This window comes from Alteromonas sp. McT4-15, assembly GCF_020515205.1.
Lineage (GTDB): Bacteria > Pseudomonadota > Gammaproteobacteria > Enterobacterales > Alteromonadaceae > Alteromonas.
This window is the reverse complement of sequence record NZ_JAJALG010000023.1, coordinates 33984-52040: the sequence shown is the minus strand read 5'-3', so window position 1 is coordinate 52040 and position 18057 is coordinate 33984. Positions and strand designations below refer to the sequence as shown.

The window sequence follows — 18057 nt, the reverse complement described above, 5'->3', positions numbered from 1 at the left end:
ATTTCACTCGCATCAACTGGCACGGTAAACAGTACCAATAAATATCCAATGCATAGTGTGAAAATAATAGATCTCATAACTTTGTATTTGCTCTCAACCTTTACGCGACGTTATTCCCTTAGACAAGATAAGTCTTAAGGACACTTTAATCAATGACATTTGCTTGTAACTAAGATAAACAACTTCCTATGTAGTTAAACAAGCAGTCTTTTCAATCTTAAAAGCTGATAGAGTTACTTTTATTAAGTTTAGTCGATAAGTAACTCTTGTAACTAAAAAGATAACATGAGAAATGCGCCTGCTATCATAAAAATGTTTTCTGATAGTGAAACAAAACCTAACGGCACGTTACTGTCCCCACCGACACAAGCACATTTGAGCTCCCGTTTATCCACATATACTGCTTTAAAGACAGAAATTGCCCCAACGGTTCCTATAAATAGTGAAAATGGCGCAACAGCTATGGCAGGCAGTTGAGCTACCATTCCTATCCCCGCGTAGGCTTCAAGAAATGGGTAGATGTAACCATATCGAAGCCACCTCATTGCCAACAAATCGTAGGTTATGAACGAATTTGTAAAACTATACAAATCCTTCAATTTTTGAACTGCAAGTAGTGTCATTGAGAAAGCAATAAAGAGAACCAGTGTTCTTATAGAGATGAAGTCTTCAGAAACAAAGAACTGGAATGCTAACGATAGCAGAGCTGCCACAGAAAAAATCGCAATAACAGGTGCATAAGTAGTTCCGTTCTGCCCCGCTTCTCCTTTCCCGAAGTATTTACGAAGCTCATCATATCCGCCTAATTATCTCAAAACTGATTTAAATCTGGGCTATGATCTTGGCGCTTTTATTCGAGTCGCTTATGCAGATATATTTGGGATTACTATAGGAGCATACGCACAACTTCGGTAATTCCTTCATCCCTGATAACTCTAGTTTCCAAAAGCAGTTACAGCTTGAGTTCAAACAGATGAACATACGAGCTGCGCTGTGCTATTTACTTCTCTTACGGACATTTTTGCGGGTTTTGAGGTTCTTCCTGCAGACTTTCGAAGATTATGAATCAATACTAGTAATTGAATTTTTTACTGAGTTATGATTTTCGTTTGGTTTTAGAGCGCATTGATTAAATTTACATATCTTCAATAACTATTCTTTATTTTTAAAAGCAACCGAAGAAGCCACCGTTAAACGACAAAAAAGTAACTTTATCTCCTATATGGTGGACTAAATACACCCACGCCTTTTATACTCTTCTACCCATTCCTTGAAGCGTTTTTCATCGCGCTCTGCGGTCTTTGCGCGTCTATGTAAGGTTTTCTTAGACAATGCTTTTGGTTCTTCTTTATCAAAAGTAACTCCAGATAATGCATCTGCAAACATCTCGGGTTTTACATGACTGTAATGCTGCTCGATCATTTCTGTACTGGTTCCACATTGACGCGTAATTACGTCTATGCTGGTTCCGTTGAGAAGCTGCCACGTAATGTAAGTGTGTCGGAGAGAGTACAGCGTTCGAGGTCCTCTGGGTGACTCTTTTAATCCGGAACTTTGAAGAGCTTTCTCAAATGCCTTACCTAATTGCCTTGTGGGCTCGCCACTTGCTAGCAAAAATAGCTTTTGATTGGGTGTGCGCAATGGAAAGCGTTCTCGTAGGTTCGTTAGGGCTCCTATCACATCACGTTTGCAAACTACTTTACGCGGTCCCGTATATTTTGTTGTTTTACCCTTAGAGACATTGATGAAAAATTGAGCTTTTGAACCTTGAGTTTTAATCTCGATATCTTTCCAAGTTAGGTGTTCCATCTCCGTGCCGGGCCTAATTCCGGTATTAACTGCTATTTCACAGTAATCGTATAGTAACTCACGAATTTGACGGGTCTTTTCACTATGAGCGTTTTGCTCACCTTCATATATTTCGTTGAGGATAACATCATACTCTTCTTCAGAAAAAGCCGCACGACGTGTGCCTGTTCCACCTTTCGAAGAAAGAACAGGTACTTGAGCGGCGATCATCCATTTTTGCTCAATAGCTTCTTTAAAAACGAGCTGAAGAGCAGCATTGTGAGTTAATAATGTAGAGGAGGCTGGAGACTTCTTCATTCGTCCCTTACGCCACTCATCAAACTTAGATATTTCTTCTTGGTCAATTGAGGTGATAAACGTACGCGAAAAGTAGGGGATGTGGTAGTTTTCTAACGCTCGAATATAGTCTTTATAGGTGCGTTTACCGCCCCCGTGTTCTAGTTGCTCTTCAAGCTTTTCGATGACGCGGTCAGCTACGTCTTTGAATCGCTTACTTTGGACTAGTGTGTTATTTTCGTGTCTAATTTGGTGGTCTAAGAAGATTCGATGTGCCATGGCGATAGCTTCGTCTTTATCTTTCTTCTTAGTTGATTTACAGAGCCATTTTTTGTGATTGGTTAGTATAAATCGCGCATACCAGCGCTCACTGTTATCTTGTTTAAAGATATACAGCTCGTCGTTTATGTCGTGTCTTTCAGTCTGTTTTGCCATAGCGCCAGTAAAACAGAAAAGAGCTCTCTTTGCAAAGAATTTGCAAAGAAATTAAAAGTTGCATATTTTCAATGCTTTAGAGTGGTTATTTGCATTGAAAATCCGCGTGCCGGTGGTTCGATCCCGCCTCTGGGCACCATTCTTAGAAGCCTCGCAACCGCGGGGCTTTTTTGATTTTGAAATATGAAAGTCACCGCCCGTGTCGGTGCTGCTGGCACAGCGCGTTGCCATCCCGCCTCTGGGCACCATTCTTAGAAGCCTCGCAATCGCGGGGCTTTTTTTATCAAAAAAACGCTTTCCTACCAAAAAATCGCTCCTGAAAACGGAGTGGTTCTTATCGATTAGAAAATTTCGCATGGGCAGAAACGAAAAAAACGAGCTATGAACTCGGCTTATTCGTTGAGGCATGGTCAGTTTCTACTGACAAACTTCAAATATGTAGTCGGCGGCAATCGATTACATTTTCAAGTCAGCCCCACCCTAGCTAAGGGGAAACCCTTTTATCTAGAGAAACAGCAGGTTCTTCATTGACCCTCCACAAACGCACCTGGCTTATCGTGTCTCACGTAACTTTCTGGATTAGAATCATGGGTTTGTTACCAGAAGTTTCAGGAGTAGGGCTAAATGGGGAGTCTGCTTATAGCCCAACGTGGAGCGAACTACCTAAGGCATGTATAGAGCGACTGGCGTGGAACGAGAAAACTCGTCCTGACCACTACAATAAATATTGGCGAGTATGTGGCACATATGATTTGCCAACCTTGCATATCAGCTAGTGCATAAATCGCCTTTTGAGCTGCCTTGATTATAGATGTGTGAAGATTAATTTCAGGTTCGTCTATCAATAATATTTTTGAATTTTCTTCGTGCCTTTTTTATACAAACCTTCGCTACACAGCGCATTGGCCGCCGACCATAGGAATGCTCTTTTAATTCCAGTGCCTTGATGCTCTAAGGATGATTGGTATTTACTGGTTTTAATAAAGAATTTACTACCACCTTTGATTGCACTTAGGAAGCTAAGTCCATAAGTACTCCCGCTAATATATCTAATAATCTTACTGCAAAATAGGAGAGATTCATTTGCCTAATGCGATTTTAAGTCTGATTGTAGCGTTTAACTATCGTTGAACTATTTTCGATAATCGTTACTATTCGCATTTATCTCGCAATATGTGAACGCTATTTTGAAACTTTGGGTACGACGACTGCATCTTATTTTAGCGCTGGTGTGTGGGTTATTTATTACTTGCCTCAGTATCACCGGTGCGCTGCTAATTTATGCAAAAGATATCCAAACCTTTGTACAGCCAGAAAAGTGGACCATAGAGCCTCAAGGCTTTCTATTACCGCTTTCCAGTATTGTGAGCTCGCTAGAAAACCAGACAGATAAGAAAATCGAGCTTTTAATGCCCGAGTCAGACCCTGAGCTTGCTTGGCAAGCGAAGCTCAATAACGGCGAATATATAAGCGTAAACCCTAACTCGGCCGAAATACTTCATAGATACGATTATTACAGCACGATTTATGGATTCACCATGGCTATCCATCGATGGCTGTTGTATCAAGATGGTAATAACGAAATGCCACTTAGAAATTGGGTGTCAGTAAGTGCCTTGGTACTGCTTCTTGAAGTGATTGTGGGTTTTTATCTTTGGGTAAAGCCAAAAAACAGATTAAAACGTTTAACGATTAAGCGCCGCGCCAAGTTTCGAATTCTCATGTATCAACTTCACACAGTGCTGGGCGTTTATTTGGCTATACCGCTCATACTCATCGCTTTTAGCGGCATGGCGTTTAATTGGAAAAGCGCTACGCAGCAGGTGGTGGAAGCCGTTACTTTTTCAAAGGTTGAGACTAGGCCAGTTCCAGAGCCGTTATCTTATGACGCTAATATTGCTCCAGTGGCTATCGATGAGTCCTACCAAAATGCAATGGAGGTGTTTCCGAATGCGTCATTATTTCGCATTTATTTTCCTAAAAAGCCAAGTGAACATCTGGGGTTTAGAATGCAAAACCCAGGTGAAAGTCACGCCTATAGTTGGGTATGGGCTAACCCTTTGAATGGGAAAGTAACGGGCTATTACGATGCGTCAAAAGCGAATATTGCGACGCAGGTGTGGAACTTCAAATACAAATTTCACATAGGCGACTTCGCAGGCCCATTGCTTGAATTTATCTGGTTATTTATCGCATTACTTCCAGCGTTTTTTACAATTACAGGGTTTTATTTTTGGTATAAACGCCATTACAAATGACGCGCTTTTATGGCTGAGCGACGGGCTTCAAATTCATCTCATCTAGATTTCATTATCTAAGCTCACTACTAAAATCATTCAGGATAATGAGAATGATTTTTATTTGCTTTACATTGTGCGCTTACACCTTTAGTATAACGCGCCTTTCCTAAACCTAAATTCTAAAAAGAGTTTTCATGTTAAAACCATCGCTTACGCTTATTGCCCTGGCCGTTAGTGCACCTTCTCTCGCGAATGATGCTCCAAACGATATGGAACGCATTATTGTTTCTGGAAGTCGTGTGATTGAAAGTATTGATGAAGTACCTGCATCGATCACCGTTATTTCCAGAAAACAGATTGAGGATCACCTGAAGGTGAACCCTGAATTACAAAGCTTGTTAGCGCAGATGGTACCTGGCCTTGCTCCTGACACAGGTAGTTCAAGCAATACTGGCCAGTCTCTGCGCGGACGTGCTCCGCTTGTGATGATTGACGGCGTGCCTCAGTCTACGCCGCTTAGAAATGGTTCGTTAGGTGTGAAAACGATTGACCCTAGTGCGCTTGCTAGAATTGAGGTAATTAAGGGCGCCACGTCTGTTTATGGTAACGGGGCGTCGGGCGGTATTATCAACTACATTACCAAGCAAGCGGCGGCGCAAGACACGCATGAGGGCCAAGTGAGTTTGTCCTCACGTTTTAGCTCAGTGAAGCTTGAAGAGTCAGCCGGTGCACGTATCTCAGCCGCGATTAACGGGAAGGTGGAGAATTTTGATTACCTTGTAACCGCCAGCTACGAGGAAAACGGCGTTCAGCGCGATGCTGAAGGCGATATTTTAGGTTTGCAGTACGGTTTGTCAGATGCTGAAACACAGAATTACTTTACCAAATTAGGTTACGACTTCGACCAAGAAAAACGTCTTCAGTTCAGCTACAACTACTTTAGCTCTCAACAGAAAACTGATTTGGCGGATGTTCCCGGAGACATCAACGAAGGTGTTAAAACCTACGCTATTCACGTACCTGAAGCTCTGCAAAAACGCGGGAAACCACAGGGGCCTGATGGGAATGAGAACATCACTCTGAAATACACAGACAGCAATATTTTTGCAAACAGCGAAATGACGCTTGATATGTACACACAGGATATTGAGAATGTATTTTTCTTTTCACCTAACTTAGCTAATCCAGATGAAGGCTACGACGGTGGTCAGTCTATCATTCGCTCTGAAAAGCGCGGCGCTCGCGCGACATTTAATACTGCTGTTGATTTTGATGGTGTTGAAGCTACGTTCATTTATGGTATCGATGCACTGAAAGACACCACCTCACAGCCGCTGGTGGATGGGCGCGTGTGGGTACCTGAAATGGAAATGGACAGCTTAGCTGGCTTTTTACAAACAAAGTGGGTAATTCGCGACGACGTTATTGTAAAGGCGGGTGTGAGAAGGGAAAGCATCGACTTATCGGTTGATGACTACGAAACACTAAAGCTGTGTCGCTCAGAAACTCAATGCTCTGTTCCTCTTCAAGTTAAGGGTGACACCATAGATTACGACGCCACTACTTATAACATTGCGATAAAGTACAACTGGCGCGACAGCTTTAGCCCGTTCTTTAATTACTCGCAAGGTTCGGATATCGCTGACATTGGCCGCCTACTGCGCGCTGCAACAGTAGATGATATTGGCCTTATTCAAACTGAAGCTTCTATCATCGATAACTACGAAGTGGGTTTCACTTCTCTTTTCGACCAGATACGCCTTGAAGTTGCGGCTTACAGAAGTACATCTGAATTAGGTACTACCAATAGTTTCAACGAGGTGACAGGTGTGTATGAGCCAGTACGCGCACCACAGGAAATTTGGGGTTACGAAGGCTTAGTGGATTACCGTATTTCAGAAACGCTCAACGTGGTAGCTACATATAGTTACGTTGAAGGGAAAAATACCGAAGCTGACGTGTACCTTGGCTCTCGCCAAATTAGCCCACCCAAAGCAACGGCAAACGTAAATTGGAAGCCATCAGACACTTTATCGCTAACAGTTAGCTATCTGTATGTGGGCGATCGCAAACGCTTCTCGCCAAATGCTGACGGCGACTATGTTGGTGATCAAGGGCCTATATCGAGCTACAATATTGTTAACCTAAGTGGACAGTACCAGTTCGCTGACAACTGGAACGCGTTTATGGGCGTCGAAAACCTGTTTAACAGCGACTATTATCCTGCTCGCGCTCAGTCGTATACCTATGGTGGCTACAATATTAAAGGGTTAGGTACCACAGCAACGCTTGGTGTCACTTACACATTCTAACTAATGCCACCTCGCCTAATGCAGGCGAGGTGTCTTTTCCTTACCATCACTTTCAACGCCTCATAGTTGGTGAATCTCACCGTAATGCCGCCACACTCTCCCGCTTACAGCTTATACGCGCTTTTTTGCCTATGTTGATACCTCAACCTGGGCATTTAAGCCACTACAAGTTATCAAGACTTCTCAGTGCACCATGTGCTTGGTTTTGTTGAATCACGGTGCGTGTCCATGAGCCAATAATTTACCTTCGCCGATAGTGAATATTTCAGCAAGTGCCGCTAAACCCTTAAAGAAATATTCTTATCCCGAATGGATAACCTGTTACCGCGGTCTCAATTGGTGGGCGTGACAGTGCCTTTTTATCCCAAGGCGGATAATGGTCGTCGCCTGTATCCGCTGCTGCTGCACAGCGCGTTGCGACCCCGCCTCTGGGCACCATTCTTAAAAGCCTCGCATTAGCGGGGCTTTTTTGATTCTACGGTATTAAAAGCACCGACCGTGTCGGTGCCAGTGCCTGGCGCGTTACGATCCCGTCTGGGCTCCATCATTAAAGCCTTGCGCTTTTAACCACTACATTTCACACACTTAAACATAGCCAAATAAGCATTTCAGCGTCGTGTTCTTTTTTAGCCTTTGGCTAAGAGGATCAGCTTTTTCTAGACAATGAAGTGATATACCCGATGCGCGAAACTGTTTTCCAGTTGGGAGGTGCCCCTTGAACGCGCTCAGTAATAAGAAAAGGGCGACAAACAGAAGTACAACGAGACCGATTCTGCTGACGTGATAATAGATAGCGTTTGATAGTTGTATAGACATTTTCATGTTGGCACCATTTCAAGTTATTTGTGGTTACATTAACGACGAAAAAACGAGGAGGTATACCTGCTCTTTACTTGAAGCAAAGACTAAGAACTCTTGGTATTTAATACCTGTACAAAAGCTGAAATTTACTGGAAAAAAGCTGAAGTTTTTTTGAAGAGTCTACGCATGCGCCTCTAGCCACGGGGCCGTTGATAAAAGCGCAGGCAGTAGTATCGCCGACTAGCTGATTGCTAAAATAGCTTAGGAATGAAGCTTGCTTAATGTTTAGCGAAAATTCTCACAATATTCGTAAGACCCAGCGGTCCATCTGTTGTTAGAGAACATTGCTAAAAGAATTGCAGTTTTATAATAGACGAATTTACGTCAGCTGAACCCAAAAAGAGGATGTCGTCGCCGTAAGACGCCAGCCGTTTAAACAGCACTCTTTGTTTCGTTTTGGCTATTGTCTCTCCGGATTCAATATCAACGATATACGTTGACTCGCCTTTGCTGTACCAATGAGCAAGTTTCCCTTTGTATTCGAAGAGCATTTTTCTCATCAACTGCTTTCCATGAATATCTTGTGCATGATTCACAATATTACCAGTAAGATTGTCTACAAATGAGCATCCGTTGTTACTGATAAAAGGGCGCTCTCCTTGTCCTGCCAATTTATCGAACACCCTGGTTTGGTCATTAAATATGTGGATGCCGTCACTTTCTATTAGCATGCATTGATCGTTAGACACAATTGTTCGTGTTTTTAAAGAGCTGACAGGTTCTAGGTGCTCTCCAGTGACCACATAAATGCCAGAAGGCCCCGCGAGATAGATATCGTCCTTGTAGTATGTAATGCTGCGAAGGGTTAATTCGGTGTCCAAGTAGAGTGTTTCAATGACTCTCTCGTCTAATAGGCGTTCTACCGCATAACCAGTATTGGTGAGCGCCAAAATAAACATTTGATTATCTATTACTTTGAAATCTCGAATACCGCTTTCTAATTCGTGAGTAAATGTACCAAACATACTTCGAATCACTTCACTCGAACTGTTCCCAAGCGAAAAATACAGCTCGTCTTCAAAAATTAGTGGGTCGTCTAGCTTTACTGCTTGCGGAGCTAATACAAGTTCAGGCTCAATCGCCTTTGTCAGCATATCTCCTGAGACATCAAGTTTAAGAAGTTCGTTGTTGTTCCCCACAAAAAACAAATGGTCTTGCGATAGGCCGAAAGAATAGGGCTTAGCCCTGTAGTCAAAAATGCTTCTCTGGTTGTCACCCTCAAAATATACCAGTGACATTTTGTCTAAATGGTCTTCTCTTAGTGAGTAAAGGCCTGTATCTGTTGCTTTTATAAATGCGTCGATAACTTTCTCACCGGTAGCTGGGAGTAATGAAGACGATGTGTCTTTTTCTAAAAGGCCTGTTTCTAAGTCATAAATGTGAGGGACTATAGAGCCTGCAAGTTCCACATTATAGGTAACATAGAATTTATTCTCGTCTATCCAATCGAATGAAGGAAACGCGTTTTGTCTATTACAAGGAATTTCATCAATCTGATTTTTAACCGGGACAGCAAAAACTTTTATTTTGCACAACCCGTCTTCGACGAAGTGCATTACAGTTTTGCCGCTTTTGTGAATTTCTATGCCTCTAAATGCACCTGTATATTGGGCTGACAAAAGAACTTTTTTCTTGCGATTTACCACTTCATACAAGTTAGATTGGCCGTCTCCACTCGTTGTAACATACATTCTTCCGTCGTACAGAGCATAGTCAATAATTTGTGCGTTTGAGTCAAAAATAGACTGTGTGGAAACCTTAGGAATAACTGCTTGCTTAGGGCTGAGTGTGAGGTGCATTACTAGCGCTAATGATGTTAGTAACAACACAAATACAGTGACATAAGCATATTTGGAGTGTTTGCTGTTCTTCCAAATAGAAGCAGTAATTTTGTTTGTAGTGAAGCTCTCGAAGTCCAGCTTATATCCTTTCCCTCTAATGTTTTGGATACATTCCTTGCTTTCGAACTTGCAGCGTAACTCGCTCATCAATTTTCTTAGCGAATTCTGAGTAACAATCTGCTTTTCCCAAATCGTTGACTCCAATAATTGGCGATCGACAAACCCGTCCTCTGAGTCCAAGAATAGCCTCAACGCTAATTGTTCTTGGTGGGTAAAATTAATCGTTTTATCGTTTTTGTTTGCCGAACGAAGGTCTGGTGATAGTGAAAATCCGTTTATTCTATGTGTCACAAGGCTAAATTATTATTACTAAAATACACTGGTCGGAGATGTTATACGTCAATGCAATCCAAATCAATACAACTTTGTGTTGCTCTTAATTTGCTGATAAATATAAAGATTCACACTTTAATCACACTAGGTAATGGTCTTTCTCACTTTTTCACTACCGCTTTTTAAAGTGCGCATAGCACCCTGTTATCGCTCGGTGTATTAGAGATGTGCTATGTAAGGACTCATTTCACTGCCAGTAATAATACTGACCTCTTACACCACCCCTGAAAGCTAAAAATATTTAGAACTGATAAGAATAGGAACTCAAAATGAAAAAGATGGGCGCATTTGCAGTCGTGGCTTCAACCCTCTTTGTAACCGCGTGCTCTTCGACGATGAATAATGCAATGACGGAAAAGCAGAAAAGCATCGAGCTTTATCGCGTTTTCGATATAAAGACCAGTGCCGATCGTTATGAAGTGCGCGATGCTGCTTCCGACGGTCTTGGTGCAAATGTTTCATCAGCGGACGAGCAAAACCCTATCGTTATGGGAGATGTTCCACAAAAGCCAGGACGCTTTAAGCCCTCTAATGCCGCAGCAGGTATGGGAGAGCAAATGGGTGGAATGATGCAACTTGCAATGAAAATGAATTCATCTCTTTCCAATATGCTTAAAACTGCCGAGTGCGAAGGTGCAGTTTGGACTGCTACAGCAAGACGAACAGTATCAAATGCTTTCGATATGAGCTTCAACCTTTGCCTATGGGAGTATCAAGAAGGTTACGCACTTGATGTTTATGCTAACTACACGAAGCTAGAAGGTGGTGGTTTCTTAGGGCTTGATGGGTTAGCGCGAGAAGCAGCTTATGCCATATCTGGTTCTCCAGAAGCGTGGGCAGAAAAAACGGTTCTTGATGTTGTTCGTGAAATCAAAAGTCGGACAGGCGGAGAGGTAACATACTTGGAAGGTTATCCGAAATTGGAAACAACGCCATGGCAAGATAGTGGTGAGATATTCAACTCTGAGGGAGTGTTAGCGCCAGCTGACGACTAACCTTATTTGCAGCTGCGCCTGACTTAGTCGAGGCGCAGATAGTTAAATCAAGATAAAGTTGTTTTAAAATAAAGGTAGCACGAAATTGTTTTGCTTATGGGAGGTGTCATGGAAATCCGTTGAGCGACAAGGAAAGTGCGAAAAAAGGATACTCGATTAAACCTGTTCTTGTGAGATGGTCATTGATTGCCAAGGGGGTCGTTAAAAGATGCAAGTTTTCATTCGCTCTACTACTATTCTACATATCTAATACCTCTCAACCTTATTTATGCGATTAGTCTGCTTACCTACTATCATTGTTGCGCTGATATTGCTGCCTATAGCGAGTTGGGCAAAAACAATTGACGTGCTTGCTATTGAGTATCCGCCATTTACAAATTCTGAAGAGCCAAGTAACGGTATCGCTTTTGAACTGTTGCGAAAAGCTGCCCTTAGTGACGACATAACATGGCGACCTGTGTATGCACCACCTGGGCGAGCTGCCGCAATAATTCGTTCTGGTGATTGGTGTGCGAGCTTTTATCCCGCCGATGAAAGTATCAAATCGCAGTCGATTGTCTTGTCCAAAAGCGAAGTGAGCGTTGGATTGGTGCGCCTAGCTAAAGAAAGTACATTTATATGGCAATCACTCAATGAACTCAATGGTAAAAGTGTAGTCTTGCTGCGTACAAAAGAAGACTCTGCGTTTGCACAACAATTTACCGACGCAGGCTTACGTGTAGTGTTTGTTGAAGACATCGACACCGGTATGCGTCTTGTCAAAAGTGGTCGTGTAGATTATGCCTTAAGTGATAATTTGTCCTTTGCTCAGCACAATGACGATGCGCTACAATTTTCAAAAAGTGCGCTGGTTGTTACACCTGTCACGCTTTATCTTAATCCTGCCTGTAACATTATGGATCTTTTTCATTAGCTCCTCTTATAGCGTAAAAGTCATAGCATCAGCGTACCTGCAACTGCTCATTAACTTGTAATGAGCGGCAATCAAAAACAGCCAAATAGTTGCTATGTCATCGAATTTACAAAAAAAGGCGGTGCATTCTTGTCAACTTTTGAAAATGAGTACTACGCTTAAGCCATAAGCGAACTTAGACAAAAGTAGTGCTTATGGTTTTGATGGCGAATGGCGTAACGCTGTCTTCTCAACGCTTTAACAAACAACATCCTAGCAAGCAAAAATAGCATTGTATTGGTGAGCGTGAAGAAAAATGTGAAGGACGTGGCGAAAGAAAAGAGGAACGCAAGTTGGCGGTAAACGAGGTATCTTCAAGCTTGAATACATCCAAGCAAATGAGAAACGCGAGTATTGTTACGTGTGTAGGGCTTATATTGTCTTGGATTTTGTATTTATTCGTTTCTGATTTACTTAGCGCACTGGCATTTAGCGCTTTCCTGCTAGGTCTTTTGGTTCATCAATACCTTCAATCGTCTAAACCCCATCAGGTTCAACATAGCGTAAATCAGAAGCGGCAGACGCCGTCATTTCACAACGACAGCAATATTGCTGCCGTAGGCCAAAAAATAGCGGCGTCATTGAGTACCTGCGTCTCCAACTTATCTGCTATTAAATCCACTCAGGACGATGCAGTGGTAACCTTGTCAGAAGCATTTAACCGCCTAAAAGCGTTAGAGGCCGACCAGTCTGAATGCATCGAAGATTTACTAAATGTTGACGAAGCGCATACTTTGTCATATCCAGACAGAATGCGCTCTTTTGCCAAAGAAACCGACGCAACACTCAAGCAATTCATTTCATCTACAGAGCAAATGTCCTCCTCAACACAACAGCTAATGAGCCAAGTGCAAACTATTCAGCAAGCCATGCCAACCGTTATCGACGCGCTTAGTGGTATTGACGATATTGCTGCACAAACCAATTTATTGGCGCTAAACGCAGCCATTGAAGCAGCGCGAGCGGGTGAAGCGGGAAGAGGGTTTGCGGTAGTTGCTGATGAGGTCCGCGCGCTTTCAACGCGTTCTACACAATTTAGCGATGTGATAAAAACGCAAGTGGAGAACATCCGAAACCTTGTAGATAAATTAACTGATACCGCCGAGTTTGTTGCTTCACAAGACATTTCACAGGTAGTGAAAGCGAAAGATCACATTAGCGAACGCTTGTCAGAAATTATCAAAAAGACGGAAGCAGACTTAAAAACAACCAAACAAATAGAAGATATTGGCCAGCAACTTAATGAAGCGATCAATAACGCCATTCGGGGTATGCAGTTTGGTGATATCAATGGTCAGCACATCCAATACACTCAAGACATTATAAAATTTGTGATTGAAAAGCTTGAAACACTTAACCCAGACAATCTAACTGACTTTATTCAATCACTTAACGAGTATCAAAAAGGGTTAGCCGCTAAAGGAAAAAATGACCACAACCCGGTTTCCGCTACGTCAATGGCGGCCGGCGACGTTGAGTTGTTCTAGGCTTTTAATAAGGAATAAACCGTTGTCATATGTTGACAACATGAGGAGAGGTGAGCATATGAGCAAACGTATTTTAGTCGTGGACGATTCTGTCTCGATTCGTCAAATGGTAGAAATGACGCTGAAAAGTGCTGGATATGACATAACTACAGCTCAGGATGGTCAAGAAGCGTTGGATAAGTGCCAAGGTCAAAGTTTTGATTTTGTATTAACTGATCAGAATATGCCGCGTATGGATGGCCTAACGCTGGTGAAAAGTCTTCGAGGGTTAGGAAGCTACGCCAAAACGCCAATCGTTATGCTAACCACAGAGGCCGGTGATGATATGAAAGCAAAAGGCAAAGCTGCGGGCGCAACGGGCTGGATGGTGAAACCTTTTGACCCCAACAAACTGCTAGACGTTACCAAGCGTGTGTTGGGATAAGCACACCTTTTTCTTTTTATTCCGGAAAGATTCAATATGAGCATTGATATTGAGCAGTTTCACAGCGTGTTCTTCGAGGAAAGTGAAGAACACCTAGACGATATGGAGCAGCTGCTGATGGGGCTAAATGTTGACGCCCCTGATCCAGAAGAACTCAATAGTATTTTCCGTGCGGCGCATTCTATTAAAGGCGGTAGTGGTATTTTCGGCTTTGATGCATTGATGAACCTTACGCATGTAATGGAGAACTTGCTAGATAAAGCCCGCAATGGTGAACTCAGTGTCACTACTGAAATAGTCAATGTACTGCTAGAAACGCTGGATGTGCTAAAGGCAACACTCACGGCCTACCGACAACAATCTCCTGTTCCTGAAGATGATATAGCCCAGCGAATTACGGTGTTAAATGCTGCCATCGATGGACAAGTACAAAGCGGTGCGAGTGGTGATAAGTCGCCGCACACTACGGCTGAAGACGATGACGGTTTCGGTTTTTTCGACGACGATGACACAGCGCAAAACCCGAGTGCAGTCGTAACTGAAACATCAGACGATAGCTTCGGATTTTTTGACGAAGAAGACGTTCAACCTCAAAGCAAATCAAGTGTGCATGAAGACGACGGTTTCGGCTTTTTTGATGATGTTGCGCTTCCTGCTAACGCAGAAAACAAAGTGCCTTCAATCGCGCCTAAAGATGAGAGCCCTGCCGAGAGCAACACGCCGAAGCCTTTGTCAAACAAACCTACGCCTACGGCGCCTAAAAATACTTCTGAAGCTAACCAGCAAGCTAAACCGGTGGCTTCTCGAGAGACCGTATCAATTCGAGTCGACACCACAAAAATAGATGCAATGGTGAACTTGGTAGGCGAACTGGTAATTACTCAGTCTATGCTTTCTATGATAGGTCATGAAGTTGATGGCCAGATAGGTGAGCGACTGCAACTAGCTATTGATGAGCTTCAGCGTAACACCCGTGAAATTCAAGAATCTGTAATGTCGATGCGGATGCTGCCGTTAACCGCTACATTTAATCGATTCCCGCGGTTGGTACGCGATCTCGCCAGTAAGTTGGGCAAAAAAGTTGAACTTGTATTACAAGGCGGTAATACCGAGATAGATAAGAGCCTAATTGAAAAGCTTGTTGACCCACTAACCCATTTAGTGAGAAACAGCATAGACCATGGTATTGAAAGCCCATCTGCGCGCAGAAGCAACGGCAAGTCTGAAACAGGCACCGTCATTTTAAGCGCTGAACAAAAGGGGGGCAGCATCATTATTAGTATTATTGATGATGGTGGTGGTCTGCATCGCGAGAAGATCTTAGATAAGGCGAGAAGTAACGGTTTATCGGTATCTGACGACATGCCAGATTCAGCCGTTTGGCAGTTAATATTTCAACCTGGCTTTTCCACAGCCGATGCCATTACCGACGTATCAGGCAGGGGCGTAGGAATGGATGTAGTGCGTCGAAATATAGAATCGATTGGCGGTCGTATTGAAATTGAATCCAATGCTGGCGAAGGCTCGGCCTTCTTTATTCATTTGCCGCTTACATTGGCTATCGTCGATGGTATGTGTGTGTCTGTGGGCGAACAGATTTTTGTTATTCCTTTACTGAATATCGTCGAGTCATTTCAACCGCAAAAACATCAGCTGAAAACTCTGGGTAATGACACTGTACTGTATGTTCGCGACCAATATTGGCCACTTGTTCCACTTTATGACTTTATGGATGTTGATGGAGCTCAGAAGTCAGCGACCGAAGGCATTGTCGTTTTGCTTGAAAGTAGCAAAAAGCGCTTCGGTATCTTGGTTGATGCATTGGTCGGTCAACAACAAGTAGTCATAAAAAGCTTGGAATTACATTATCGCAAAGTTGCCGGTATTGCGGGGGCAACTATTATGGGCGATGGCAAAGTAGCGCTTATTATCGACGCAGATTCAATCGCCACTACTTACACATCAAGTCAATTAGAGGAACTGCTTTCATGAGTCAATCTTCACTTCAACAAGCGGTTACTGGGGGGCAAGACAAAGAATACCTCAGCTTTGTGCTTGGCGATGAACACTACGCCCTCGATATCACCACAGTAAAAGAAATTAGAGGGTACGAGCAAGTAACGAAAATTGCCAACGCTCCCGCATTTATAAAAGGTGTGATTAATTTACGTGGTGACATCGTTCCTATTGTCGATTTACGTATTAAGTTTAATGTAGGCGAAGCTACGTACAACGAGTTCACTATCGTCATTATGCTTAATATCAAACAGCGCATTGTCGGTATCGTGGTAGATGGTGTATCTGACGTTATCCGTCTTGAAGAAGAGCAAGTTTTACCCCCTCCTGAGTTTGGTGTTGCTTTTGACAGTCGCTATTTACATGGCTTAGCTGATATTGATGAGCACATGGTGATTCTGGTTAATATAGAAAGCCTAATTACGAGCGACGAGTTGGGTTTGGTGGCATCTGAGAGTGCTCTTGGTGAAATGTGATAACTTGTAGGTGCTTCTTATCAGTGTTTTAATAGCGCAGCTTAATAATGGGTAATGTTGCTACAGAATGCTGTTGCTGTAGCCGATACTACGGATAGGCCGGTTATTGAGTCCGTTAGAATTATCAAAAATGATTTTAATATAGCGAATATTGAGAGTTGGTTGTTTGTAATAACAATAAAAAATAACAACAACTTAAGTGGAATGGTTGCATATTTTATCGCTGTTTTCATTACAACGTATATTTTGTAACACCCAACGCTTTGAAATGGGCTGCTATATTTCTAATCAGATTTGAGGGCAATAAGTTGCCCAGTTCTAACGGTATAAAACTAAACCCGGGATTATAACGAGTAGTTGGGGACTCTTATGAAACAGCAAACACTTATTGCACTATCTGCCTTAGTATTTTCTTCTTCTGTACTAGCTAACGGTGGCTTCGAACCAAATAAAAAAGCGTGTGTTAACGTAGGTAAAGAAATTACCCGTGTTAGCAGCGAAATGGACACTGCCAAGTCTGGCATTCAAAAATCATGGCTGAAACGTCAACTCAATGCCTTAGAAACCAAGCGCAATTCATGCAGCACAAAAGGTTATGAGGCGAACTCTCAAGAAATTGCCAAACTTTAATTGCTAGCTATGCAAAACCGAAAGCCTTACATCAGTAAGGCTTTTTTGATCCCTTCCTTTGAAAACTTAACTCATCAAGTCGACAAGTTCGTATAGTGAACTAAAAGTAAAATCTGGCTTTAGCCCTAATGGGTACATCATTTTTCCGGGTCTTGATACGAAGGTCGTTTGCATACCAGTGGCTTTCGCACCGCTTACATCCCAGCCATGAGCAGCTACCATCATAGCATCGCGGTTGGCTGTCCCTACTTGCTGACACGCCCAATGGTAAACATTCGGGTAGGGCTTATACGCGCGAATAGATTCAACACTGAGTACATGGTCAAAATAGTAATGAATTTCAGCAAATTTTAGCTGCTTAGTTAAGCCTACTTGCGATGAATTAGACAAAGCCACTAGCTTAACGTTAGCTTCTTTTAGTGCTTCAAGAGTAGGGGCAACATCATCGTGAGCCGGTAATGCAGTAATGTGCTCAGCAATCGTTTTTTTCGCAAGTTCGATATCCAGTGAGATATCTTTACTATGTGCAACCATCACCAATGCAGCAGCACCGATATCAATGAAGTCGTGGTATTGCGAAGAAGCGATATCAACAAGGCTGTGATGCAATAAATTCGCAAACCACACATCAACCAAGGTGTCGTCACCATTGAGCACATCGGCTAAGCCATGTCGTATAGCCTGCATATCTAGAAGTGTTTCGTTAATGTCGAAAAAAATAACCTTTGGCGTCGTCATGGTGAACCTCGTTGGTAGGTTAAAAAGTGGGTACGCCACTGCAAACAATCAAATACGTTTACCTGCATACCACTGTAGTACCAATCGCGATCAAAAGAATGGGTCGTAAGATAAAGGTAAGGTTTTTTGCTGTAAGTAGAAATGAAAAAGCCGATGCAATGCATCGGCTTTT

Annotated in this window: 13 protein-coding genes and 2 pseudogenes; 11 read left to right on the top strand and 4 right to left on the bottom strand. The window is 42.7% G+C overall.

Features of this window, described 5'->3' with window-relative positions; genetic code table 11:
- Nucleotides 1–272: 272 nt before the first annotated feature.
- Together LHL20_RS14920 and LHL20_RS14915 are read right to left on the bottom strand one after the other, a co-directional pair.
- Nucleotides 273–806 (bottom strand): annotated as a pseudogene (locus tag LHL20_RS14920) (MauE/DoxX family redox-associated membrane protein); the annotation flags it as partial.
- 424 nt (nt 807–1230) lie between these two features.
- Nucleotides 1231–2520 (bottom strand): tyrosine-type recombinase/integrase, encoded by a 1290-nt coding sequence (locus LHL20_RS14915; protein ID WP_014978046.1) that lies wholly within the window; start codon nt 2518–2520, stop codon nt 1231–1233.
- A 587-nt stretch (nt 2521–3107) separates the two neighbouring features.
- Between LHL20_RS14915 and LHL20_RS14910 the strand changes: the two genes are divergently transcribed.
- From LHL20_RS14910 to LHL20_RS14895, 4 genes and pseudogenes are all read left to right on the top strand, one after another.
- Nucleotides 3108–3296, top strand: a complete 189-nt coding sequence (locus LHL20_RS14910) for a hypothetical protein (protein ID WP_226433874.1) — start codon at nt 3108–3110, stop codon at nt 3294–3296.
- Between the two features lie 411 nt (nt 3297–3707).
- Nucleotides 3708–4778 carry a PepSY-associated TM helix domain-containing protein gene (locus tag LHL20_RS14905; RefSeq protein ID WP_226433873.1) on the top strand — a complete coding sequence of 357 codons (1071 nt, stop codon included), beginning with the start codon at nt 3708–3710 and terminating at the stop codon, nt 4776–4778.
- A 176-nt stretch (nt 4779–4954) separates the two neighbouring features.
- Entirely contained in the window at nt 4955–7072 is a 2118-nt protein-coding gene (locus LHL20_RS14900) for a TonB-dependent receptor (protein WP_226433872.1), read from the top strand.
- 243 nt (nt 7073–7315) lie between these two features.
- Nucleotides 7316–7471: pseudogene (locus LHL20_RS14895) on the top strand (IS5/IS1182 family transposase); the annotation flags it as partial.
- Between the two features lie 749 nt (nt 7472–8220).
- Here the strand turns inward: LHL20_RS14895 and LHL20_RS14890 are convergent.
- Nucleotides 8221–10125, bottom strand: a complete 1905-nt coding sequence (locus LHL20_RS14890; RefSeq protein ID WP_226433871.1) for a winged helix-turn-helix domain-containing protein — start codon at nt 10123–10125, stop codon at nt 8221–8223.
- 311 nt (nt 10126–10436) lie between these two features.
- On the opposite strand from LHL20_RS14890, the gene LHL20_RS14885 reads away from it, so the two are divergent.
- From LHL20_RS14885 to LHL20_RS14855, 7 genes are all read left to right on the top strand, one after another.
- A complete protein-coding gene (locus LHL20_RS14885; RefSeq protein ID WP_226433870.1) occupies nt 10437–11162 on the top strand; it encodes a hypothetical protein in 726 nt (241 codons plus the stop codon).
- 268 nt (nt 11163–11430) lie between these two features.
- Nucleotides 11431–12075: a transporter substrate-binding domain-containing protein gene (locus tag LHL20_RS14880; RefSeq protein WP_226433869.1), complete on the top strand. Its 645-nt coding sequence runs from the start codon at nt 11431–11433 to the stop codon at nt 12073–12075.
- 377 nt (nt 12076–12452) lie between these two features.
- Complete coding sequence (locus LHL20_RS14875) at nt 12453–13601, top strand: methyl-accepting chemotaxis protein (protein WP_319003239.1); 1149 nt, start codon at nt 12453–12455, stop codon at nt 13599–13601.
- Nucleotides 13602–13659: 58 nt separating this feature from the next.
- The gene (locus LHL20_RS14870; protein ID WP_226433867.1) at nt 13660–14025 is read left to right on the top strand and encodes a response regulator; all 366 of its coding nucleotides are present in this window, start codon (nt 13660–13662) and stop codon (nt 14023–14025) included.
- A 36-nt stretch (nt 14026–14061) separates the two neighbouring features.
- The gene (locus LHL20_RS14865) at nt 14062–16017 is read left to right on the top strand and encodes a chemotaxis protein CheA (protein WP_226433866.1); all 1956 of its coding nucleotides are present in this window, start codon (nt 14062–14064) and stop codon (nt 16015–16017) included.
- Nucleotides 16014–16517, top strand: coding sequence for a chemotaxis protein CheW (locus LHL20_RS14860; protein WP_226433865.1), 504 nt, complete (start codon nt 16014–16016; stop codon nt 16515–16517). Before LHL20_RS14865 ends, LHL20_RS14860 begins: the two co-directional genes overlap by 4 nt.
- A 369-nt stretch (nt 16518–16886) precedes the next feature.
- Nucleotides 16887–17147 carry a hypothetical protein gene (locus tag LHL20_RS14855; protein ID WP_202263252.1) on the top strand — a complete coding sequence of 87 codons (261 nt, stop codon included), beginning with the start codon at nt 16887–16889 and terminating at the stop codon, nt 17145–17147.
- A gap of 66 nt (nt 17148–17213) precedes the next feature.
- Here the strand turns inward: LHL20_RS14855 and LHL20_RS14850 are convergent, their stop codons facing one another.
- Entirely contained in the window at nt 17214–17885 is a 672-nt protein-coding gene (locus LHL20_RS14850) for a haloacid dehalogenase type II (RefSeq protein ID WP_226433864.1), read from the bottom strand.
- Nucleotides 17886–18057 lie beyond the last annotated feature (172 nt).